Origin of the sequence: Hydrogenophaga laconesensis, from assembly GCF_031457235.1 — a bacterium.
Taxonomy (GTDB): Bacteria; Pseudomonadota; Gammaproteobacteria; order Burkholderiales; family Burkholderiaceae_C; genus Hydrogenophaga; species Hydrogenophaga laconesensis.
Window position 1 is genome coordinate 169,365 of record NZ_JAVDWE010000010.1, and the last position, 21,008, is coordinate 190,372.

A 21,008-nucleotide genomic window follows, 5' to 3' on the forward strand; every position below is an offset into this window, starting at 1 on the left:
CGGCATTTTTTGAGCCTCGCAGTTAACTGCTCGCGCAATCGCGCACTTTGTTGAAGGAGCTTGCCTATGCCTACCGGTCACACCACCACCGCTCAGCAGGAGAAAGTGGTCAATCAGCAACTATCCTCGAAACGCGTGCGCGAGCAGCGGTCGGATGACGGCCCCGCCATCCTGCCCGGAATGGAACATTTCATCGATCTGCTGCGCAAGGTAAAGCATCCGGCGCTGGTGGTGCGCCTGCTCGAACGGGCCAGTGGCGATGCACTGCCGGAACTGCAGGCATTGGCTGATGCCGCCAAGGGCAAATTGCCGGTCGAATCCCGTCAGGCGTTCTTCCATTGCGTGGCTAAGCTGGATGCTGCCATCCGCCAGCGCCTCGAGGATGTCGTCGAGCGGGTGCTGCTGCTCGGCGATGACTACGGCGCGCAGGCAGTTCAGTCGGTGCTCGACGAGCGGCGCGAAGATGACGCTGCCGTGCTCGAAGCGCCCAGCGATCGTCACAGCCGCGCACTTCACCTGTGCATCCAGCAGGAATTCCCCGAAGCCGGTGTTCGCCGCGAAGCCCGGTTCGATCAGGCCGAGCATGAACAGGTGATGCACCGCCAGTGGAAAAGCGACCACTTCTCCAGCCACTACCTTGGCCCCAAAGGCGTGGAACCGCAGAAAGTCGACGACGTCCAGGAAACGCTGCGCACACGGATTGCCGAGCTGTTCCCACATGTGCCGAAAGAACAAATCCTGATCGAGCAATTTGTGCGGCACGGCCTGTCACATGCACAGCATGACGAGGACGCCGATGCAGACGGCGAATCTCTGACACAGCTGCATACCCTGTGCGCCACCTTCAATGGTTCCACCGCGCATTACCGGCAGGTGGAAGATGGCCAAGTGGTCGATCACGAGGAGCCTGCAGCCATGTCGGCGCGCTTTTCCTGGGAACCGGCCACCGGGGCGCTGACCGTGTTCTGCGAAAACCGAGAAGCGCGGCGCGAACTTGCCACCATCTTCCGTGATGTGGTGCTGGCGCATGAAGGCACGATTGATGACATGCCGATTCGCCAGTTCGATTTGTTCGGGTTCTCAACCTCTGCAATGCTCAAACGGCTGGAACATGATCGCATCGCCGATATCGAAAGCATCTCTATCCTGCAGATCAAGGTGGCCAAGCCCTTTGAGCAGCAGCTAGAACTGGGTGGAAAACCCGTTGCCCGGCAACTGGCGAGCAAGATGGAGATCTCCCGCGACCGGCGCGACGGCCGCAACATCTATCAGGTCGCCTATGAGGATTACAGCGCCGAGGATCTGAGCCAGTACGCGCTGGTGCAGGTGAAGCTGGTGATGCGCATGGCCAAGCAGCCTCACCGCAAGGCACACAACGTCGCCGTCCAGATCACCGCCCCCAACGGTCTGAATGACAAGAGCAAAACGGAGGACGACCGCAAACGCGTGCTGGAGCAACTGATCCGCATCGGCGTACTGAGCGAATTCTGAGAGAGAAGCCGACGATGTCACTCTATCTGCGCTTCTTCGCAGCCATCGACAAGCTGCCGAGCCTGAATACCCCAGTGCTGGCCACCGCGCTCGGACGTGAATGGTCTCAGTTCCTGCAACGGGGCTGGGTCACCGACGAGGGGCATCTCACGCATGTGATGGCCCCATTCCTCGACTCCGAATGCGAGGTCGAAATCGAGGCCGATCCGGATGCGGGTTGCTATCGCTATCGCAGTCCGCTGAATGGTCGCACTGTCGTGCAGCCGCTGAGCGAGATCGCGCTGTGCGGTATCCAGATCGAACCATGGCTGGCCGATCTGGCATTACTGATCGACATCGAGGATCGGCGGCGCGCCAGTCGTCCGTGTCGTACGCCGAATCATCTCTGGCATCTGGGCGACTTGCGCGTCGCCGGGACACATGATTTTGCTCCGGTGTTTGTCGGGCGGGCGTGGGCACATGCACCAGCCGACGATACATCTTCCGTTCTGGCCGACTCGGTGTGGCCACGCAGTGGCGTGGTTTTACAGGCATGCCGAACGCATTCCGTGTTGCCGCGTGACCATGTGATCCGGGCGCTCGACGAGTTCGTTCGCGTGGACGGCGGGCAGGACGTTTTCGACGCGAGCGCATTCGACAGGGTGCTGCACGGCTATGTGACACCCAGTGGTGCGCCGGAGCCAGTGGAGTTCTTCCAGGGCAATCGACTGAAGTTGCCGCACTTCCCCGAATCGCGCGAGCTTTCGGCGGAACGGGCCAAGATCGTCAAACAGATGTGGAGTGCCGACGGGAAGGCCGCACCTGAGGTGTCCTGGGTCGAGGTCAACAGGATCGCCAACACAGGCTATCAGTCCTTCGACGATGCCTTCGGTAGCAAGGCCGAGCGCGAGGACGTCATCGACCTGGTCAAGCGCGGCAAATACCGGATACGACGCAACCCATAAATCCGCCCATAAATCGAACCAGACACGGGCCATAAACCCGTGCGGAGACTTCGATGTGCCCATTTCATCTAGGAGGCACATCGAAATGCAAACTCAAGTTCCAGCAACCCAAACCGGCCGGGATTCATTCCGGCCCAACCCCGGCGGTGCCGTGTGCATCGCCCTCGACGAAAACGAGCTCGCCATCCGCTGGGGGCTCTCCGTCAAGACCCTGCGCCGCTGGCGTCAGGAACAGCTCGGCCCGATCTACTGCAAGCTCGGCCGCCGGGTCACCTACCTCCTGCACGAAATCGAAGCCTTCGAGCGACGCGTCTCGCGTTACTCCAGCTTCACTCGTGCGTACCAGTGAGGAGGATGGCCATGAACGATCTGACCATCTTCCCCGCCGACATCGCAGAAATGTCCGTCAGCCAACTGGCTGCACTGCCGCCCGAGCAGAAAGCAGAGATCGACAAGAACCTCGACGCGGCCATCGACTGGCTCAAGAAGGCCCGCACCAAGTTCGATGCGGCGCTGGATCAGTGCTACGGCGAGCAGGCCCGCACCGCGCTGCGCGAATCCGGCCGTGACTTCGGCACCGCACACATCAGCGATGGCCTGCTGCACCTGAAGTTCGAGCTGCCCAAGAAAGTCAGCTGGAACCAGCAGCAACTGGCCGAAATCGCCGAGCGCATTGTGACTTCGGGCGAGAAGGTCGAGGGCTACCTCGACATCAAGTTGTCCGTCTCCGAATCCCGCTTCACGAACTGGCCTCCGGCACTGCAACAGCAGTTCGCCGCCGCTCGCACCGTGGATTCCGGCAAGCCGTCTTTCACCCTTTCCCTCGATTCGGAGTAATGGCCATGAGTGCAATCATTCCCTTCCAGTTCGAAGCGCACGCAGTGCGCGTCCAGGTCGATAGTGCTGGCCTGCCGTGGTTCAACGCCAGCGACGTCTGCGATGCGTTGGAGATGGGCAATCCGTCTCAGGCGATCAAATCCCACGTCGATGGCGATGACCTCCAGAAATTGGAGGTCATCGACAACCTCGGACGCACGCAGCGCGCCAACCATGTCAACGAGTCGGGCCTCTACGCCCTGATCCTCGGCAGTACCAAGGATGCCGCCAAGCGTTTCAAGCGTTGGGTCACCAGCGAGGTCTTGCCTGCGATCCGCAAGACCGGCAGCTACGCTGCCCCCAGTGCGCTGGCAGCTTTGCCAACACCGACTCACGACCGCGTATCCGCGATTCTGCTGATCGGCGAGGCCGTGGCGAAGGTGCCGGGTGTGAAGCCTGGCATCGCGGCAGCAGCAACCCTGACCTGCATTCAGGAGAACACGGGCATCACTACCGAGGTACTGCGCCGCGCGCTGCCGTCGGCCAATGAGCCCATCTGCGCGCTCAATCCCACCCAACTCGGCAAGCTGCTGAACCGTTCGGCCAAGGCCACGAACCAGATGCTGGCAGCGGCTGGCCTGCAGTTCCGCAACGACCGCGATGAATGGGAACTGACCGAGGCCGGTGAAGCGTGGGCCGAGGCCATGCCGTACTCGCGCAATGGCCACAGCGGCTACCAGATCCTATGGAATCCCGCCGTCGCCGAGCAGTTGAAGGAGGTGGCGTGATGTCCCTCCCGATCATCTCTGCTCAACAGCGCCTTGCTGAACGCAAGGGTGTGAAGCTGCTCATGCTGGGCAAATCCGGCATCGGCAAGACCACCCGTCTCAAGGATCTCGATCCAGCCACCACGCTGTTCCTCGACATCGAGGCGGGCGATCTCGCCGTGGCCGACTGGCCGGGCGACACCATCCGTCCGGCATCGTGGCCAGAAAGCCGCGACTTCTTCGTGTTCCTTGCGGGCCCGGACAAGTCGCTGCCGCCGGAGAGTGCGTTCTCTCAGGCGCACTACGACCACGTCATCGAGAAATTCGGCGACCCGACGCAGCTCGACCGCTATCAGACCTTCTTTCTCGACTCGATCACGCAGCTGTCCCGGCAGTGCTTCGCGTGGTGCAAGACGCAGCCCGGTGCCACCAGCGACCGCTCCGGCAAGCCGGATCTGCGCGCCGCCTATGGCCTGCTCGGCCAGGAAATGATCGGCGCACTGACCCACTTGCAGCACGCCCGGGGCAAGAACGTGGTGTTCGTCGCCATCCTCGACGAACGGCTTGATGACTACAACCGCAAGGTGTTCGTGCCACAGATCGAAGGCAGCAAGACCAGTCTGGAGCTGCCCGGCATCGTCGATGAGGTCGTGACGCTGGCCGAGATCAAGGCCGACGACGGCAGTTCTTACCGAGCCTTCATCACGCACACCGTCAACCCCTACGGCTTCCCGGCCAAAGACCGCAGCGGTCGTCTCGACCTGCTGGAGCCGCCGCATCTCGGCGCGCTGATCGCCAAGTGCGCGGGTACATCCACCACGCCCGCCAGCGCCGCCGCACACATCGAATCTCAGGAGTAATCGCCATGACCACCAACAACTGGAATGACTTCAACGACGCCGAATCACAGCAGTCCGGCTTCGAGCTGATCCCCAAGGGCACCGCCGTCCCGGTGCGCATGACCATCAAGCCCGGTGGTTATGACGACCCGTCGCAAGGCTGGGGTGGCGGCTACGCTACAGAGTCCTTTGACACCGGCTCCATCTATCTCGCCGCCGAATTCGTGGTCACCGCTGGCGATCATGCCAAACGCAAGATGTGGAGCAACATCGGCCTGCACTCCCAGAAGGGTCCGACCTGGGGTCAAATGGGGCGCAGCTTTATCCGCGCCGCACTCAACAGCGCCCGCAACGTCTCCCCGCAAGACAACAGCCGGCAGGCCACCGCCGCGCGTCGCATCCAAGGCTTCCACGAACTGGATGGCTTGGAATTCCTCGCCCGCGTGGACATCGAGAAAGACGGTAAGGGTCAGGATCGCAACGTGGTCAAGATCGCGGTCGAACCCGATCACCCCGACTACGCCAAGTTGATGGGCGTGCCGCCCAAGATCACGGGCGGTGGTACTTCCGGCGCTCCGGCGCAGGCAGCGGCCCCCTCGTATCAGGCACCGGCTCCGCAACGCGCACCCGTGACGGGCAAACCGTCGTGGGCGCAGTGAGGGAGGCCGATGAAATGCTGGGTCTGCAAACGACAGGCCCGGGGATTCGGCCACACCGACAACCGTCACGGTGTCGGCAATCCCCGGCGCTATCCCATCGACTGGGTGTTTTGCTCGCAGCGTTGCCAGAACGCGTTTCACGCGCTGTACGGCAACTGGCTGCGAGTCAAGGAAGGCAGCACCGGCATCAAGGAGGTCGCCATGATCGATCCATCTGATGTCGAACTGGCCGCGATGAAGCAGTGCCTCAAGGCCTTCGGCGAGGCAGCGGGCGAGATCGGCTTTACAAAACCGCTGGGTGACTACTCCGAAGCCGAGGCGCTGCAGGTCATCGACGCCATCGTCACTTGCTACACCGAAGCAATGATCGAGCACCACGAGGAGAGCAAGTACCCGCCAGTGCGCGGCATGACGCCCATGCCCGATACCATGACCGCGAGTGCTGCCAACCCGTTCGCCGATCTGGAGGACGACCTGCCTTGGGATGAACCGAAGGGGAAGAAGCCATGATCGACTTCAACTCCTCATCGAGCATCTCGGGTCAGGTCACCAGCTTGGTGGACACGGGCATGCAGCAGGCCCGCGCCCGCCAGTCCGAACGCCAGTACCTCGGGGCCTCGCGCCTCGGCGTGGCCTGTGAGCGCGCGCTGCAGTTCGAGTACGCCAAGGCACCCGTCGACCACGGGCGTGATACCCCGGGTCGGATGCTGCGCATCTTCGAGCGCGGCCATGTCATGGAGGATTGCATGGTCGCGTGGCTGCGGGACGCGGGCTTCGACCTGCGCACCCGCAAGGCCGACGGCGAGCAGTTTGGTTTCTCGGTGGCTGATGGTCGCCTGCAGGGCCACATCGACGGCGTCATCGTCGATGGCCCGGAGGGCTTCGCCTATCCCGCACTCTGGGAGAACAAGTGTCTGGGCATGAAGTCCTGGCGCGAGCTGGAGAAAAACCGACTCGCCGTGGCCAAGCCCGTCTACGCCGCGCAAGTGGCGATCTACCAAGCCTATCTCGAACTGCACGAGCACCCGGCGATCTTCACGGCGCTCAACGCCGACACGATGGAGATCCACACCGAGGCCGTGCCCTTTGACGCAGCTCTCGCCCAGCGCATGTCGGATCGGGCGGTGAAGGTCATCACGGCGACCGAGGCGGGAGAACTCCTGCCGCGCGCCTTCAATGACCCGACCCATTTCGAATGCCGGATGTGCGCGTGGCAAGACCGCTGCTGGAGGACACCAGCATGACCGAAACCAACACTCTGGCGAATGCCATCGAACCGATGATCGACGCCAAGCAGGCCGCCGCCGCACTGCGCCTGCCGTACTACTGGTTCGCCGACCACGCCATGCGCAGCAAGTACCGGATTCCGCACTACTTGATGGGAGGTCTGGTGCGCTACCGCTTGTCTGAACTCTCAGCGTGGGCCACGCGCAGCACTGCCGTCCAAGGCCGTGATGCTCAGGATGTGGACGCACCTGTCGAGGGGGCCGAATGATCGACTTCAACGACACCTCTCAAACTGCGGAGCACGACCGGGAATTTCAGCGCGACGAGATCCGCGCCGAACTGATCGCACGTCTGGACTCGGTGCTGACCACGATGTTTCCGGCAGGCAAGAAGCGCCGGGGCAAGTTCCTCATTGGCGACATTCTCGGCAGCCCGGGTGACAGCCTCGAGGTCGTGCTCGAAGGCGAGAAAGCGGGTCTGTGGACGGATCGCGCCACGGGCGACGGCGGCGATATCTTCGCGCTGATTGCGGCCTATCTCGGGGCCAACATCCACACCGACTTTCCCCGTGTGCTCGACGAGGCTGCCGATCTGCTCGGTCGCGCTCGGTCGGTGCCGGTGCGCAAAGCCAAGATGGAAGTCCCGGTCGACGATCTCGGCCCGGCCACGGCCAAGTGGGACTATTTCGATGCCACGGGCAAGTTGATCGCGGTCGTCTATCGCTATGACCCTCCGGGCCGCAAGAAGGAATTCCGGCCGTGGGATGCCAAGCGGCGCAAGATGGCTCCACCCGATCCGCGCCCGCTGTACAACCAGCCGGGGCTGGTCGCTGCTGGCCACGTCGTGTTGGTCGAGGGCGAAAAGTGCGCGCAGGCCTTGATCGCCATCGGCGTGGAGGCGACCACGGCAATGCACGGTGCAAATGCCCCAGTCGACAAGACCGACTGGTCACCGCTGGCGGGAAAGTCGGTGCTGATCTGGCCCGACCGGGATGCGCCGGGCTGGGATTACGCCGACCGTGCATCGCAGGCGATCCTGAACGCAGGCGCGACCACGGTCGCCATCCTGGTGCCGCCCGACGACAAGCCGGATGGCTGGGACGCAGCCGATGCCATCCCCGAGAGCTTCGACGTGGGCGGCTTTCTCGCCGTCGGCGAACGGATGCCGGTGATGCGCTCGGTCGAAGAGACGCCGCCGCCAGATCTTCTGACTGGTGTCGACTGGACGACGGAAGACGGTCTGTCCTCGACCTTCACGCGCCGCTACGGTGAGGACTGGCGCTACTGCGCGTTGTGGGGCAAGTGGCTGGTCTGGACGGGCGTGCGCTGGAATCCCGATCAGGTGCTCTACGTGTCTCACCTCGCGCGCGGCATCTGCCGGATGGCATCGCTCAAAGCGGACAGCCCTCGGCTCAAGGGCAAGTTGGCCAGCTCGGCCACGATCTCCTCGGTCGAGAAGATCGCGCGCTCCGATCCGAAGCACGCATCCACCGCCGAGGAATGGGATGCCGATGTCTGGGCACTCAACACCCCGGGCGGCGTGGTCGACCTGCGCACGGGCCGGATGCGCCCACACCGGCGCAACGACCGGATGACCAAGGTGGCCACCGCCACGCCGCAGGGCGACAGCCCGACGTGGCGCACATTCCTGGCCGACGTCACTGGCGGTGATGCCGAGCTGATGGCCTACCTGCAACTGATGGTCGGCTACTGCCTGACGGGCGTGACCAGCGAGCACGCGCTGTTCTTTCTGTACGGCACTGGCGCGAACGGCAAGTCGGTGTTCGTCAACGTGCTGACCACCATCTTGGGCGACTACGCGGCCAACGCACCGATGGACACGTTCATGGAGGCGCGCACCGACCGGCACCCGACCGATCTCGCCGGGTTGCGTGGCGCACGCTTCGTGTCATCCATCGAAACCGAGCAGGGTCGGCGCTGGAACGAGTCCAAGGTCAAGGCCATCACCGGTGGCGACAAGGTGTCTGCGCGCTTCATGCGCCAGGACTTCTTCGAGTACGTGCCGCAGTTCAAGTTGGTGATCGCGGGCAACCACAAGCCCTCGATCCGTAACGTCGACGAGGCGATGAAGCGGCGACTGCACCTGATTCCGTTCACGGTGACTATCCCTCCCGAACGCCGCGACGGTGGGCTGACCGAGAAACTGCTCAAGGAACGGGACGGCATTCTGGCGTGGGCAGTCGAGGGCTGCAGTCTTTGGCAACGCCAGGGTCTGAAGCCGCCCGCCAGCGTGGTGTCGGCAACCGAGGAGTATTTCGAAGCAGAGGACGCGCTCGGGCAGTGGATCGAAGAGCGCTGTCTGCTGGCCAAGTCCCACCGCGAAGGCGTTTCCGAACTGTTTGCCGACTGGCGTGAATGGGCTGAGCGCGCAGGCGAGTACGTGGGCTCGGTCAAGCGTTTCTCCGAACTGATGGCGACCCGCAAGTTCGAGAAATGTCGGCTGACCGGGGGCGCACGCGGCATCGCGGGCATCGCCCTCAGGCCCAAGCCCTATCACCCACAAAGCGGCCATGGCTTCCCCTACCGAGATGACTGAGCAATCCGGGCGAGTGACGGATTTGACGGGTTTCCTGATTGACGCGCTACGCGTGCGCGCACGTAAAGGCTGTTATCCCAAGAACCCGTCGCATCCGTCACTCGCCCCCCGAACTGGAGCACGACGATGAACACAACGATCCTGGCCCTTGATCTGGGCACACACACCGGGTGGGCTCTGCAGCACCTGGACGGCACCATCACCAGTGGCACGGAGCACTTCAAACCGCAGAGATTCGAGGGTGGCGGAATGCGCTTCCTTCGTTTCAAGCGCTGGCTCAACGAACTGCTCTCGACCAGCAACCACATCAACGCTGTGTTCTTCGAGGAAGTTCGACGGCACGCGGGCGTGGACGCGGCGCACGCCTATGGCGGTTTCATGGGGCACCTGACTGCGTGGTGTGAGCATCACAACATTCCATACCAAGGCGTTCCGGTCGGCACGATCAAGAAGCACGCGACCGGCAAGGGCAATGCGGGCAAGGACGGAATGATCGCGTCCGTCCGTAAGCGTGGGCACTCTCCTGCCGACGACAACGAAGCCGACGCGCTGGCCTTGCTGCACTGGGCCATCGAGACGCAGGAGGTGTGACGTGAAGGTTCCGACACCCCAATACCGCTGCCCCCTCGGGCGGCTGCAACCTCAAGCCACGGATATGGATGCGATCAAGGAACGTGGCTGGCATGACCAGCGCATCCTGGTCGTCTCCGCTGACGACGAACGTCTCGACTGGATGGAACGCGAACTGGTGCGCCAGATCGGCGAGCGCCTCTACGGTGCAGGAGGACGACGTCATGGCTGACCATCGCAATGCTTGGACAATCGAGGACGTAGCCGCTCGCTTCGAAGAGGCGGTCAGCACTGCACGTCGTCTGCCACCCGTGCGGGTGCAGGGCTACTTCAACTGCTGGCCTGCGATCAAACGCATGTCCTGGGAAAACCTCGGGGCAGAACCGACGGTCTATCGCTTCCCTCCCGACCCTGCTGCCATCGAGCGGATGCTGGAGGTCATGCGCTGGGTTCAATGTCTGGAGGAGGAACACAGGCACTTGGTCTGGATGCGGGCCAAGCGCTACGGGTGGCGAGACATCACGATTCGCTTCGCCTGCGACCGCACCACGGCATGGCGGCATTGGCAGCGGGCATTGCAGACGGTTGCCGAACACCTCAATGCAGCGCACGGCAGTGTCACGCTGCGCGCACAGTGATCACGCTCCATGCAGCGAGACTTGACAAGGGATGTTCCAAAAACGTGGGCAATTTAGGGTAATGCCTGCCGTGTTTGTCCTCGCCTTGCCTTGTTTGTCCGTTTCGAGGCCCTGCAGCCCTGCAACAAAACGGGCCGGTCGGGGGTAGTATTTCAGCTATCTTCTGGACAGAGGTGACGGCAGAGGGAGCCGCCCGAAAATCAACGGGTCCTTCCCGGCCAAAAGCCAATGCGGGGGGCGACAGCGCGGCGCTTTTTTAGCGTCAGGGTGCGAACCAAGGTTCGCACGGTTCGCAGTTCGCACCCCGCCAGTTCGCACCAACCCCAAAGCCCGCCCACGGTTTTCGTCGGCGGGTTTTCTATTTTCAGGACATCATCTTTGAACACGCTCAACGTCGAGTACCGCAAGGTCGAGGCGCTGATTCCCTACGCCCGCAATCCACGCACGCATTCCGAGGCGCAGATTGCCAAGATCGCCGCCAGCATCGTCGAATACGGCTGGACGAACCCGGTCTTGGTCGATGGCGACAACGGCATCATCGCGGGCCACGGTCGTCTGGCCGCTGCGCGCAAGCTGGGGCTGGATCAGGTGCCGGTGATCGAACTGGCCCACCTCTCCACTGCGCAAAAACGCGCTCTCGTCATTGCCGACAACCGGCTGGCGCTGGATGCGGGCTGGGACGAAGAGATGCTGGCGCTCGAACTGACGGAACTCTCGGAAGCCGGTTACGAGCTGGCGCTGACCGGCTTCGAGAACATCGAGATCGACGCACTGCTGGCGGATGCCGCGCCCCCTGAAGAGGAACCGGCGGCGCAGGACGATGCGAACAGCGGCGAACCCGATGCGGCAGACGACGTGCCTGACGCGCCGGTGGTGCCGGTATCGTGTGTCGGGGATGTCTGGGCCATCGGATCACACCGACTGATCTGTGGCGACGCGACCGACCGGACAGTGGTTGCCGCGCTGATGCAGGGTGACGCCGCTCGGCTGTGCTTCACCTCACCGCCTTATGGCAACCAGCGCGACTACACCTCCGGCGGCATCGGCGATTGGGATGCCCTGATGCGCGGCGTGTTCGGCCATCTGCCGATGGCGGACGAAGGCCAGGTGCTGGTCAATCTCGGATTGATCCATCGCGACAACGAAGTCATTCCGTATTGGGATGCGTGGCTCGGATGGATGCGTCAGTCGGGATGGCGGCGTTTTGCCTGGTACGTCTGGGATCAGGGTCCGGGCATGCCCGGCGACTGGCAGGGGCGACTGGCTCCCAGCTTCGAGTTCGTTTTCCACTTCAATCGCAGCACCCGCAAACCCAACAAGATCGTGCCCTGCAAGCACGCGGGGCAGGAATCGCACCTGCGCGCCGATGGATCGTCCACGGCAATGCGCAGCAAGGACGGCGAAGTCAGCGGCTGGACGCACAAAGGCCAGCCAACGCAGGACAACCGCATCCCCGATAGCGTGATCCGCGTGATGCGCCACAAAGGCAAGATCGGACAGGACATCGATCACCCCGCCGTGTTCCCAGTGGCGCTGCCGGAGTTCGTGATCAAGGCCTACACGGATGCGGGTGACATCGTGTTCGAGCCCTTCGGCGGCAGTGGTACCACGATGCTGGCCGCGCAGCGCACTGGCCGCATTTGCCGCAGCGTCGAAATCGCGCCGGAGTATGTGGACGTGGCCATCAAGCGCTTTCAGCAAAACCACCACGGCGTGCCGGTCACGCTGATCACTACTGGCCAGTCATTCGATGACGTGGCCAAAGAACGTCTGGCCACCACGGAGGCAGAACAATGAGCGCGTCCTGGTTGGCAGACAAGATCAAGCAGTGGCCGACCGCCAAACTGCTGCCCTATGCCCGCAACGCGCGGACGCACTCGGATGATCAGGTGGCGCAGATCGCCGCATCGATTGCCGAGTTTGGATTCACCAATCCAATCCTGGCCGGAAGCGACGGCATCATCGTCGCCGGGCATGGGCGCTTGGCGGCTGCGCAGAAACTCGGGCTGGAGATCGTGCCCGTGGTGGTACTCGATCACTTGAGCCCGACCCAGCGCCGCGCCTTGGTCATCGCGGACAACCGGATTGCCGAGAACGCAGGCTGGGATGACGCGATGCTGTGCATCGAACTGGAATCCCTGCAACTCGAAGGCTTTGACATCGACCTGACCGGCTTCGATGCCGACGCGTTGGCCGAATTGCTGGCGGGCGACGAGCCCAACAACGAGGGGCAGACTGATGAAGACGCAGTGCCAGAGGTTGGCGAAACGCCGATCTCGCGCCCGGGCGATATCTGGATCATGGGCTCGCACCGGCTGCTGTGCGGCGATTCGACCGTGGCCGAGAGCTACGACCGCCTGATGCAAGGCGAAGTGGCGGACATGGTGTTCACCGACCCGCCGTACAACGTGAACTATGCCAACAGCGCGAAGGACAAGATGCGCGGCAGGGATCGCGCGATCCTCAACGACAACTTGGGCGATGGCTTCTACGATTTCCTGCTGGCGGCGTTAACGCCGACCGTTACGCATTGCCGGGGCGGGATTTACGTGGCGATGTCGTCCAGCGAACTGGATGTGCTGCAGGCCGCATTCCGCGCCGCCGGAGGCAAGTGGTCGACGTTCATCATTTGGGCCAAGAACACCTTCACGCTCGGCCGCGCCGACTACCAGCGCCAGTACGAACCGATCCTGTACGGATGGCCCGAGGGTGCGCAACGCCACTGGTGTGGCGACCGCGACCAGGGTGACGTCTGGAACATCAAGAAGCCGCAGAAGAATGACCTGCATCCGACGATGAAGCCGGTGGAGCTGGTCGAGCGGGCCATCCGCAATTCGAGCCGCCCGGGTAACGTGGTGCTTGATCCGTTCGGCGGTTCCGGCACGGCGCTGATTGCGGCCGAGAAGTCAGGTCGCGTCGCGCGGCTGATCGAACTCGATCCGAAGTACGTGGATGTGATCGTGCGCCGGTGGGAGGACTTCACCGGCCAGACGGCTATCCGCGAGGCAGCAGACCAGGAAGTGTGCGCCAGTTGAATGGCTGACCGGGCTGCTTGGCCTCTTCTTCCTCGGCGATGCGCCGCAGCAGTTGCATCGTAGCGAGATCGCGGGGCAGTGCCGTGCACATCACGCGCACGGCCTGCTCGATGGAGACGTCCGGACGCCGGTTGGCAATCAGCCAACGCAGCGCCTGCTCCCGTTCGGTGGCGGGCGTTTTCATCAGGCGGCCATCTCGTCCCAGATTTCGCAGTGGATCACAAAGCCCGTCAGGTAAGGCAGGCCGCGCGGGATGCCGTACTGCTTGCTGGTCTGGCGGCCAATCCTCCAACCCATCCAGCGTTGGGTGGCGGCGTTGATCGCATCCTGCAAGGCTTGGCCTTGGTGCAAACCGTTCTGGACGTCGTCGGCAAAGTGGCGTCCGTGGCTGCTATCGAGGAAGATCCGAACCGATTCGAGGGGCTGGCTTGTGGCATCCGAGATGGCAGTCATGGCCAAGGGCCATGCGGCACTGGCATGTTCATTCATCGTGCCCCAAAAGCCCCAGGAATCGTTCTGGGTGGCGGGAATTGGGTTGGTGGTCATGGCGTTTTCTCCTTCGGGTTGATCGTTGCGATACCCGTAGTAACGCGCTGTTCGATTGAGAAGCCAAGCTGTACCCGGCCTCTTTCCCGATCAATTTCGATCACCCGAGACGGGCCACGTAGCGGGCGTAATCGCCGCCCTCGGGATTGATGTAGAGATAGGGGCGTCCGGGTGCAGTGACCTCGACACAGAGGTATCCGTCGCCGGTGCCACCGCCCTTGCCGCGCAGCCAGTCGCGTGACACCAGAAGGCTGCGCGCGAAGGTGTCGAATTCGGCGGTGGTCAGCTCCTTTGTTTCGGTGATGTAGACCTTGTGCTGATCGCTCCCGCCCAATTCTCCGAGGTCGGCGGGCTTGCGTGAAAACGGCAGGCGGATGCTCAACTCCTCGATCTGGATGCTCTGACCGCTGAATTGCAGGGTTCGCGGGGTGCGTTCGATGGTGATGGTCATGGTGCTCATGGCGGTTCTCCTTGTGATGCGTCGTCAATCACGACACCAGCATGAACGCGCTGTTAGATGGAGAAGCCAAGCGCGGCTTGGCTTCTTTTCAGATCATTCGACAAGGTAGAGATCCGCATCGGCAATGGTCTCGGTGTACCCGGCCGCGTGTAGCACGATCACCTTGCCGTCGCGCCAACCCTGGACGATGCCGGTGCGACGAACCGGCTCGCTGCGCGTGCTGTGATGGCCCGTGCTGATCTTGCGGTTGATGTAGTAAGCGACGCAGTCACCTTTCTTGAGGGTGTGGTGGATGCTCTCGATGGCGCTCATGGTGTTCTCCGGGTTGATCGTTGCAACACCCGTATGAACGCGCTGGCGGCAAGAGAAGCCAAGCTATTCGTGGCTGCTCTCGCCATCTTGTTTCAGGCGATGCGGTAGACCCGCTCGCCACCCTGCGGCTTGTCCGAGACGATGCTCAGGCCGAGCTTTTTCTTGAAGGCCCCGGCGAAGGTGCCGCGTACCGTATGCGCCTGCCAGCCGGTGGCCAGGCAGATCTGGCCAATGGTCGCGCCCTCGGGGCGTTGCAGCATCCGGATCACTTCGGCCTGTTTGCTGTTCTCGCGGGTGCGCGGTTTGGTTGGCTCCGCTGCGCTGTCCTTGGCCCACGAGTCCTCGGCTGCCGTCACGGCTTCCTCAATCTCGGGGTCGGCCTCCAGAGGCGCAAGTGCGGGACGAGCGCACCCCATTGCGTCGTAACCCTCGGCGGCAACGAACCAGTCGGTGCCGTCCGTTGTGATCAGTGCGCGGTTGAACAGGCCGTCGAGCACCTTCTTGCGCGCACCGCCTTTGAGATTGTCAGGGAACCAATCGATCTTGCCGCTGGTGTTGTGGATGGCGTAGGCCAAGACGGAATGCTGGGACAGGGTCAGTTGGGTGGTGGTCATGATCTGCTCCTTCGGGGTGGTTGATGACGATGTGATGAACGCGCTGCTCAGGAGTGAAGCCAAGCGTTTCTTGCTTGGCTTGCCGATCTTTCGGTCAGTCGTTGGCAATCTCCGACGCTGTCGCTTTGGGCATCGATGCGCCAAGTTCGACGCCCGCTTTGAAGGCCGCCTCCAGTGCGTCCTTGATGCACCAGACCGCCGTGTCGTGGAAATCGAGACTGTCCGATCTGCGCGTTTCCAGCGTCTCGATGCCGAGGTGCTTCTGCGCGATCAGGGAGAGGATGGTTTCGATCTGGCTCATGTCCGTGTCCTTTGATGGTGTTGATGACGAACGTATGAACGCGCTGTTCCCGATGGAAGCCAAGCTCAATCCGCAGGAATGACGAACAAATGATTGAAGGTGCCCCGAAGGGGAAATATGGGTATTTCGATTCGTGCCTACGCACGCCACCGAGGGGTGTCCGATGCTGCGGTGCGCAAGGCCATCGCTGCGGGGCGGGTCACGCCGGAGGCAGACGGAACGATTGATGCCGAGCGCGTCGACCGCGAATGGGCACGTAACTCCGATGCACCTCGCAATGGAACTGCCACCCGCGCCGTCAATGTCGCCGTCCCGGAATCCAGCGGGGCCACAGGAGATGGACCCGCAGCGTTGCCAGCAGGTGGCACGTCCTTACTGCAGGCGCGGACGGTCAACGAAGTGGTCAAGGCGCAAACCAACAAGGTGCGTCTGGCCCGCCTCAAGGGCGAGCTGGTAGATCGGCCGCAGGCCATCGCCCACGTTTTCAAGCTGGCGCGCTCCGAACGCGATGCATGGTTGAACTGGCCCGCGCGCATCTCGGCGCAGATGGCGGCCAAGCTCGGCGTCGATCCGCACACGATGCACATCGCCCTGGAGGCGGCGGTGCGTGAGCACCTGCAGGAACTGGGCGAGATGCGCCCAAGGGTGGATTGATGGACATGGACTACGAAGGTGCTGCAGAGATCGAGCGTGCGTGGCGTGAAGGATTGACGCCCGACCCGCTGCTCACCGTGTCCGAATGGTCGGATCGCCACCGGATGCTCTCCAGTAAGGCATCTGCCGAACCGGGGCGCTGGCGCACCAGCCGCACGCCGTACCTGAAAGCAATCATGGATTGCCTGTCGCCGACCTCCCCGGTCGAGCGCGTGGTGTTCATGAAAGCCGCCCAGCTTGGCGCGACTGAGATGGGATCGAACTGGATCGGCTACGTGATCCACCACGCGCCGGGCCCGATGATGGCGGTGTGGCCAACAGTAGAGATGGCCAAGCGCAACTCCAAGCAGCGGATCGATCCGCTGATCGAAGAGTCATCGGCATTGGCCGAACTGATTGCACCGGCGCGCAGCAGGGATTCGGGCAACACCATCCTGGCCAAGGAATTCAGGGGCGGTGTGCTGGTGATGACTGGTGCGAACAGCGCGGTCGGTCTGCGCTCGATGCCGGTGCGCTACCTATTTCTCGACGAGGTCGACGGCTACCCGCTGGACGTCGAGGGTGAAGGCGATGCGATCTCGCTGGCCGAGGCGCGCACGCGCACCTTCGCGCGGCGCAAGATCTTCATCGTCTCGACACCGACGATCTCAGGGGCGTCAGCCATCGAGCGTGAGTACGAGGCCAGTGACCAGAGGTGCTACTTCGTGCCGTGCCCGCACTGTTCGCATCGGCAGTGGCTGCGTTTCGAGCAGCTGTGCTGGGACAAAGGGCAACCGGAGACCGCTGCCTACATCTGCGAGTCGTGTGACACCGCGATTGCCGAGCACCACAAGACGTGGATGCTGGAGCACGGCGAGTGGCGCGCGATGATCACTGATGGCACGGGCAAGACGGCGGGCTTTCACCTGTCGTCGCTGTACAGCCCGGTGGGCTGGCGTGCTTGGCGCGAGATCGCCGCTGCGTGGGAGAGCGCGGTCAGCAAGGAATCAGGATCGGCCGCCGCCATCAAGACCTTCAAGAACACCGAGCTGGGCGAAACCTGGGTCGAAGAAGGTGAAGCGCCGGACTGGCAACGGCTGGTCGAGCGCCGCGAGGACTATCGCGTCGGCAGCGTGCCACAAGGCGGTCTGTTGCTGGTGGGCGCAGCCGACGTGCAGAAGGATCGCATCGAGGCCTCCGTCTGGGCCTTCGGGCGCGGCAAGGAGTCCTGGCTGGTCGAGCACCGTGTGCTGATGGGCGACACCGCCCGCGACACGGTATGGAAGCACCTCGCTGAAATGCTCTCCGAATCGTGGACACACGCCTCTGGCGCGGCGATGCCGCTGGCCCGCTTCGCGCTGGACACCGGCTTTGCCACGCAGGAGGCCTATGCCTTCGTGCGGGCCTGCCGCGATCCGCGCGTGATGGCGGTCAAGGGTGTGCCACGCGGTGCAGCCCTGATCGGGACGCCAACTGCCGTCGATATGTCGCAGGGCGGCAAGAAGCTGCGCCGAGGCATCAAGGTGTACTCGGTGGCGGTGGGCATCGCCAAGCTGGAGTTCTACAACAACCTGCGCAAGAGCGCCGATGTTGGCGAGGACGGATTGACTACGTTGTTTCCTGCCGGGTTCGTCCACCTGCCGAAGATCGACGCCGAATTCATCCAGCAGCTTTGCGCGGAGCAACTGATCACCCGCCGCGACCGCAACGGCTTCCCGGTGCGCGAGTGGCAAAAGATGCGCGAACGCAATGAAGCGCTCGACTGCTACGTCTACGCCCGCGCGGCCGCATCGGCGGCGGGCCTGGATCGCTTCGAGGAACGCCATTGGCGGGAACTGGAGCGACAACTGGGGCTGGCCAGTCCGCCTGCCCCTGAAACACCAACCGAATCAACCAACGAGGCCACCCAACGCGGTGGCCTCGCTGTTTCTGGCAACCGCAACACCGGTCGGCGCGTGATCAAAAGCCGCTGGCTGTCCTGACACCCCAAGGAGAAAACATGAGTCTTGCTACCCGTATCGAAAGCCTGGTCATCCGCGTCGCGCAGGAATTCAACGACGTCCGCGCCAAGGCAGGCAACCTGGCCAACCTCACCACCACCGACAAGTCTAATCTGGTCGCGGCCATCAACGAACTGCAGGCCGCCGTGGTGTCTTCTGCGGTAATTGATGACGCGCAGATTGCAACGACCAGCACTTACTCGTCCAACAAGATCGTCTCGCTGCTCGATGCGCTCAAGACCGAGATCTTGGGCGGTGCCGATGCCGCCTACGACACGCTGGTGGAAATCCAGCAACTGCTGCAGAACGGCACCAGTGGTCTGGATGCGCTGCTCGCCGCCGTCAACAACCGCGTGCGCTTCGATGCTGCGCAGTCGCTGACCGTCGCCGAACAACTCCAGGCGCGCAGCAACATCGGTGCCGTCGCGGCCAGTGATGTCGGCAACACCGACACCGACTTCGTCGCGGTCTTTGTGGCTGCGCTGGTCTGATGAGCCTCGCATCGCGCATCAGTGCGTTGGCCAGTCGTGTCGGGCTCGAGGTCAAGACCAAGATCGACGCCACCCACCCCGGCTTGGCCCGGGCGTGGGTGTGCTTCGGCTATGTCGGCACGCAAATCGTCGTGCGCTCGTCGCACAACGTGGCCAGCGTGACCCGAACGGCGGCTGGCCGCTACCGCGTGACCTTCGCTACTGCCATGCCGGATGCCAATTACTGCTGGACGGCGCTCGTCCGCAGCAGCACCAACAGCGGCACGCAGCGAATCGCCATCGTGCGATCCACCACCGACCAGAAGACCGCCCAGTACGTCGACATCAGTTGCGCCACCACGGCCGCATCGTTCGACGACTCCTCTGAAATCAACCTCACGGTGTTCCGCTGATGGCCTACACACAAGCACACCTCGACGCATTGGAAGCGGCGCTGGTCAAGGGCGAGAAGCGCGTGACCTTTGGCGACAAGACCGTCGAATACCGCAGCGTCGATGAACTCAAGGCCGCCATCGCGGCGGTCAAGCGCGACCTCTTCGAGCAGGCCGTGGACACCGGACTGTGGCCCGGTGCGCCTCGCCAGATCCGGGTCACTACGGGCAAGGGATTCTGATGGGCTGGATGACTCAGATTCGCCGTCGCCTGTTCGGTGGCACACCGTTCTACGACGGCATCGGCGGTGGTCGACGTGCGCTGGCATGGCAGGTCGGCAATCCCGGTGCGGTCGCGGTACTCGCGTTCACTCAGAACGAACTGCGCGCCAAGAGCCGCGATCTGGTGCGGCGCAATGCCTGGGCGGCTGCGGGTGTCGAGGCCTTCGTCTCGAATGCCATCGGTACAGGCATCAAGCCACAGAGCATGCTGACCGATCAGCTCTCACGTGAAGCCATTCACAGCCTTTGGCGAGATTGGTGCGAAGAAGCCGATGCTGCTGGTCTGACGGATTTTTATGGACTGCAGGCGCTGGCCTGTCGCGCCATGCTCGAAGGCGGGGAATGTCTGGTTCGGCTGCGCTACCGCCGCCCGGAGGATGGTCTGCCGGTGGGCCTGCAATTGCAGTTGCTCGAACCCGAACACCTGCCAGCCACGCTGAATCAGGAATTGGCCTCGGGAAACGTGATCCGCGCAGGCATCGAGTTCGACAAACTCGGGCGACGTGTGGCCTACCACCTCTACCGCTCGCATCCCGGTGACGGTTCGCTCGCGCCCATGTCCGGCACCGGCGGCATCGACACGGTTCGTGTTCTTGCCAGCGAGATCATCCACCTGTTTCGCCCCTTGCGGCCGGGACAGATCCGGGGGGAACCGTGGCTCGCTCGCGCGCTGGTCAAACTCAACGAACTCGACCAATACGACGACGCGGAACTCGTGCGCAAAAAAACCGCCGCGATGTTTGCAGGCTTCATCACACGCCTGTCGCCCGAGGACAACCTGATGGGCGAAGGGCTGCCCGACGCCAGCGGCGCAGCGATGGCCGGTCTGGAGCCGGGCACGATGCAGATTCTGGAACCCGGCGAGGACGTGAAGTTCAGCCAGCCCGCCGACGTCGGCGCGAGCTACGCCGAATTTCTGCGCATGCAGTTTCGGGCGGTGGCTGCGGCGATGGGCATCACCTACGAGATGCTGACGGGCGATCTGACGCAGGTGAACTACTCATCGATCCGGGCCGGTCTGCTTGAGTTTCGCCGCCGTTGCGAGGCCATCCAGCATGGTGTGATCGTGCATCAGCTGTGCCGCCCGATCTGGCGGGCCTGGATGGAACAAGCTGTGCTGGAGGCAGCGCTGCCGCTCCCCGACTTCAATCGTCGCAGGCGCGAGTACCTGTCGGCCAAGTGGATTCCACAGGGCTGGCAATGGGTCGATCCCAAGAAAGAATTCGACGCGATGCTGACCGCCATTCGCGCCGGGCTGCTGTCTCGCTCGGAAGCCATATCCGCCTTCGGCTACGACGCCGAGGACATCGACCGCGAGATCGCCGCCGACAACCAGCGGGCGGACGAGCTCGGTCTGGTCTTCGACTCCGACCCCCGCCACGACAAAGCTCCTCTGAGCGCTCCCATGAATGCGGCCGCCACGGTGGCAGTGCCGCAAGACCATCAGGACAACTGA

Annotated in this window: 28 protein-coding genes; 22 read left to right on the forward strand and 6 right to left on the reverse strand. The window is 63.1% G+C overall.

All coding sequences use genetic code 11. The annotated features are described in order from the left end of the window. The first annotated feature begins 66 nt into the window (after positions 1–66). From J2X09_RS17830 to J2X09_RS17905, 16 genes are all read left to right on the forward strand, one after another. Complete coding sequence (locus tag J2X09_RS17830; protein WP_204732011.1) at positions 67–1,491, forward strand: hypothetical protein; 1,425 nt, start codon at positions 67–69, stop codon at positions 1,489–1,491. A gap of 14 nt (positions 1,492–1,505) precedes the next feature. Then, the gene (locus tag J2X09_RS17835; protein WP_204732010.1) at positions 1,506–2,435 is read left to right on the forward strand and encodes a hypothetical protein; all 930 of its coding nucleotides are present in this window, start codon (positions 1,506–1,508) and stop codon (positions 2,433–2,435) included. 85 nt (positions 2,436–2,520) lie between these two features. Further along, entirely contained in the window at positions 2,521–2,784 is a 264-nt protein-coding gene (locus J2X09_RS17840; protein WP_012479850.1) for a helix-turn-helix transcriptional regulator, read from the forward strand. Between the two features lie 11 nt (positions 2,785–2,795). Further along, the gene (locus J2X09_RS17845) at positions 2,796–3,272 is read left to right on the forward strand and encodes a hypothetical protein (protein WP_204732009.1); all 477 of its coding nucleotides are present in this window, start codon (positions 2,796–2,798) and stop codon (positions 3,270–3,272) included. Positions 3,273–3,277: 5 nt separating this feature from the next. Next, positions 3,278–4,039 (forward strand): BRO-N domain-containing protein, encoded by a 762-nt coding sequence (locus tag J2X09_RS17850; RefSeq protein WP_204732008.1) that lies wholly within the window; start codon positions 3,278–3,280, stop codon positions 4,037–4,039. Beyond that, a complete protein-coding gene (locus J2X09_RS17855) occupies positions 4,039–4,878 on the forward strand; it encodes an ATP-binding protein (RefSeq protein WP_070527255.1) in 840 nt (279 codons plus the stop codon). The genes J2X09_RS17850 and J2X09_RS17855 overlap by 1 nt, the downstream gene beginning before the upstream one ends. Positions 4,879–4,883: 5 nt before the next feature. Beyond that, entirely contained in the window at positions 4,884–5,516 is a 633-nt protein-coding gene (locus J2X09_RS17860) for a hypothetical protein (RefSeq protein WP_204732007.1), read from the forward strand. A gap of 9 nt (positions 5,517–5,525) precedes the next feature. After that, complete coding sequence (locus tag J2X09_RS17865) at positions 5,526–6,026, forward strand: DUF6511 domain-containing protein (RefSeq protein WP_204732006.1); 501 nt, start codon at positions 5,526–5,528, stop codon at positions 6,024–6,026. Next, on the forward strand, positions 6,023–6,760 hold the full coding sequence (locus J2X09_RS17870) for a hypothetical protein (RefSeq protein WP_204732005.1): 738 nt from the start codon (positions 6,023–6,025) through the stop codon (positions 6,758–6,760). Before J2X09_RS17865 ends, J2X09_RS17870 begins: the two co-directional genes overlap by 4 nt. After that, on the forward strand, positions 6,757–7,011 hold the full coding sequence (locus tag J2X09_RS17875; RefSeq protein ID WP_204732004.1) for a hypothetical protein: 255 nt from the start codon (positions 6,757–6,759) through the stop codon (positions 7,009–7,011). The genes J2X09_RS17870 and J2X09_RS17875 overlap by 4 nt, the downstream gene beginning before the upstream one ends. Next, on the forward strand, positions 7,008–9,299 hold the full coding sequence (locus J2X09_RS17880) for a phage/plasmid primase, P4 family (RefSeq protein WP_204732003.1): 2,292 nt from the start codon (positions 7,008–7,010) through the stop codon (positions 9,297–9,299). The genes J2X09_RS17875 and J2X09_RS17880 overlap by 4 nt, the downstream gene beginning before the upstream one ends. Positions 9,300–9,425: 126 nt before the next feature. Beyond that, complete coding sequence (locus J2X09_RS17885; RefSeq protein WP_204732002.1) at positions 9,426–9,890, forward strand: crossover junction endodeoxyribonuclease RuvC; 465 nt, start codon at positions 9,426–9,428, stop codon at positions 9,888–9,890. A 1-nt stretch (position 9,891) separates the two neighbouring features. Further along, the gene (locus J2X09_RS17890; RefSeq protein WP_204732001.1) at positions 9,892–10,101 is read left to right on the forward strand and encodes a hypothetical protein; all 210 of its coding nucleotides are present in this window, start codon (positions 9,892–9,894) and stop codon (positions 10,099–10,101) included. Continuing rightward, the gene (locus tag J2X09_RS17895; protein WP_204732000.1) at positions 10,094–10,507 is read left to right on the forward strand and encodes a DUF6362 family protein; all 414 of its coding nucleotides are present in this window, start codon (positions 10,094–10,096) and stop codon (positions 10,505–10,507) included. The genes J2X09_RS17890 and J2X09_RS17895 overlap by 8 nt, the downstream gene beginning before the upstream one ends. 378 nt (positions 10,508–10,885) lie before the next feature. Next, positions 10,886–12,304: a site-specific DNA-methyltransferase gene (locus J2X09_RS17900; RefSeq protein WP_204731999.1), complete on the forward strand. Its 1,419-nt coding sequence runs from the start codon at positions 10,886–10,888 to the stop codon at positions 12,302–12,304. Then, positions 12,301–13,542: a site-specific DNA-methyltransferase gene (locus tag J2X09_RS17905; protein ID WP_204731998.1), complete on the forward strand. Its 1,242-nt coding sequence runs from the start codon at positions 12,301–12,303 to the stop codon at positions 13,540–13,542. Before J2X09_RS17900 ends, J2X09_RS17905 begins: the two co-directional genes overlap by 4 nt. On the opposite strand, the gene J2X09_RS17910 is transcribed toward J2X09_RS17905, so the two are convergent. The 6 genes from J2X09_RS17910 to J2X09_RS17935 all read right to left on the reverse strand — a co-directional run bounded on the left by J2X09_RS17910 (position 13,502) and on the right by J2X09_RS17935 (position 15,775). After that, complete coding sequence (locus J2X09_RS17910) at positions 13,502–13,726, reverse strand: hypothetical protein (RefSeq protein ID WP_204731997.1); 225 nt, start codon at positions 13,724–13,726, stop codon at positions 13,502–13,504. The two genes, J2X09_RS17905 and J2X09_RS17910, sit on opposite strands and share 41 nt — an antisense overlap. After that, a complete protein-coding gene (locus J2X09_RS17915) occupies positions 13,726–14,088 on the reverse strand; it encodes a hypothetical protein (protein WP_204731996.1) in 363 nt (120 codons plus the stop codon). The genes J2X09_RS17910 and J2X09_RS17915 overlap by 1 nt, the downstream gene beginning before the upstream one ends. Before the next feature lie 100 nt (positions 14,089–14,188). Further along, on the reverse strand, positions 14,189–14,548 hold the full coding sequence (locus J2X09_RS17920; RefSeq protein ID WP_204731995.1) for a hypothetical protein: 360 nt from the start codon (positions 14,546–14,548) through the stop codon (positions 14,189–14,191). 93 nt (positions 14,549–14,641) lie between these two features. Next, positions 14,642–14,860, reverse strand: a complete 219-nt coding sequence (locus J2X09_RS17925; RefSeq protein ID WP_204731994.1) for a hypothetical protein — start codon at positions 14,858–14,860, stop codon at positions 14,642–14,644. 92 nt (positions 14,861–14,952) lie between these two features. Beyond that, positions 14,953–15,474, reverse strand: a complete 522-nt coding sequence (locus J2X09_RS17930; RefSeq protein ID WP_204731993.1) for a DUF3489 domain-containing protein — start codon at positions 15,472–15,474, stop codon at positions 14,953–14,955. Positions 15,475–15,568: 94 nt separating this feature from the next. Beyond that, positions 15,569–15,775 (reverse strand): DUF6900 domain-containing protein, encoded by a 207-nt coding sequence (locus J2X09_RS17935; protein ID WP_204731992.1) that lies wholly within the window; start codon positions 15,773–15,775, stop codon positions 15,569–15,571. Between the two features lie 117 nt (positions 15,776–15,892). Here J2X09_RS17935 and J2X09_RS17940 point away from each other — a divergent pair, with 117 nt between their 5' ends. From J2X09_RS17940 to J2X09_RS17965, 6 genes are read left to right on the forward strand one after another with little or no spacing between them, the layout of a single operon-like run. Beyond that, positions 15,893–16,429 carry an elements of external origin gene (locus J2X09_RS17940; protein ID WP_204731991.1) on the forward strand — a complete coding sequence of 179 codons (537 nt, stop codon included), beginning with the start codon at positions 15,893–15,895 and terminating at the stop codon, positions 16,427–16,429. Continuing rightward, positions 16,429–18,390, forward strand: coding sequence for a phage terminase large subunit family protein (locus tag J2X09_RS17945; protein ID WP_204731990.1), 1,962 nt, complete (start codon positions 16,429–16,431; stop codon positions 18,388–18,390). Before J2X09_RS17940 ends, J2X09_RS17945 begins: the two co-directional genes overlap by 1 nt. 17 nt (positions 18,391–18,407) lie before the next feature. Beyond that, positions 18,408–18,899: a hypothetical protein gene (locus J2X09_RS17950; protein WP_204731989.1), complete on the forward strand. Its 492-nt coding sequence runs from the start codon at positions 18,408–18,410 to the stop codon at positions 18,897–18,899. Next, positions 18,899–19,291 carry a hypothetical protein gene (locus J2X09_RS17955; RefSeq protein ID WP_204731988.1) on the forward strand — a complete coding sequence of 131 codons (393 nt, stop codon included), beginning with the start codon at positions 18,899–18,901 and terminating at the stop codon, positions 19,289–19,291. Before J2X09_RS17950 ends, J2X09_RS17955 begins: the two co-directional genes overlap by 1 nt. Further along, positions 19,291–19,512, forward strand: coding sequence for a phage head-tail joining protein (locus J2X09_RS17960; RefSeq protein ID WP_204731987.1), 222 nt, complete (start codon positions 19,291–19,293; stop codon positions 19,510–19,512). The genes J2X09_RS17955 and J2X09_RS17960 overlap by 1 nt, the downstream gene beginning before the upstream one ends. 8 nt (positions 19,513–19,520) lie before the next feature. After that, complete coding sequence (locus J2X09_RS17965) at positions 19,521–21,008, forward strand: phage portal protein (RefSeq protein WP_374726516.1); 1,488 nt, start codon at positions 19,521–19,523, stop codon at positions 21,006–21,008.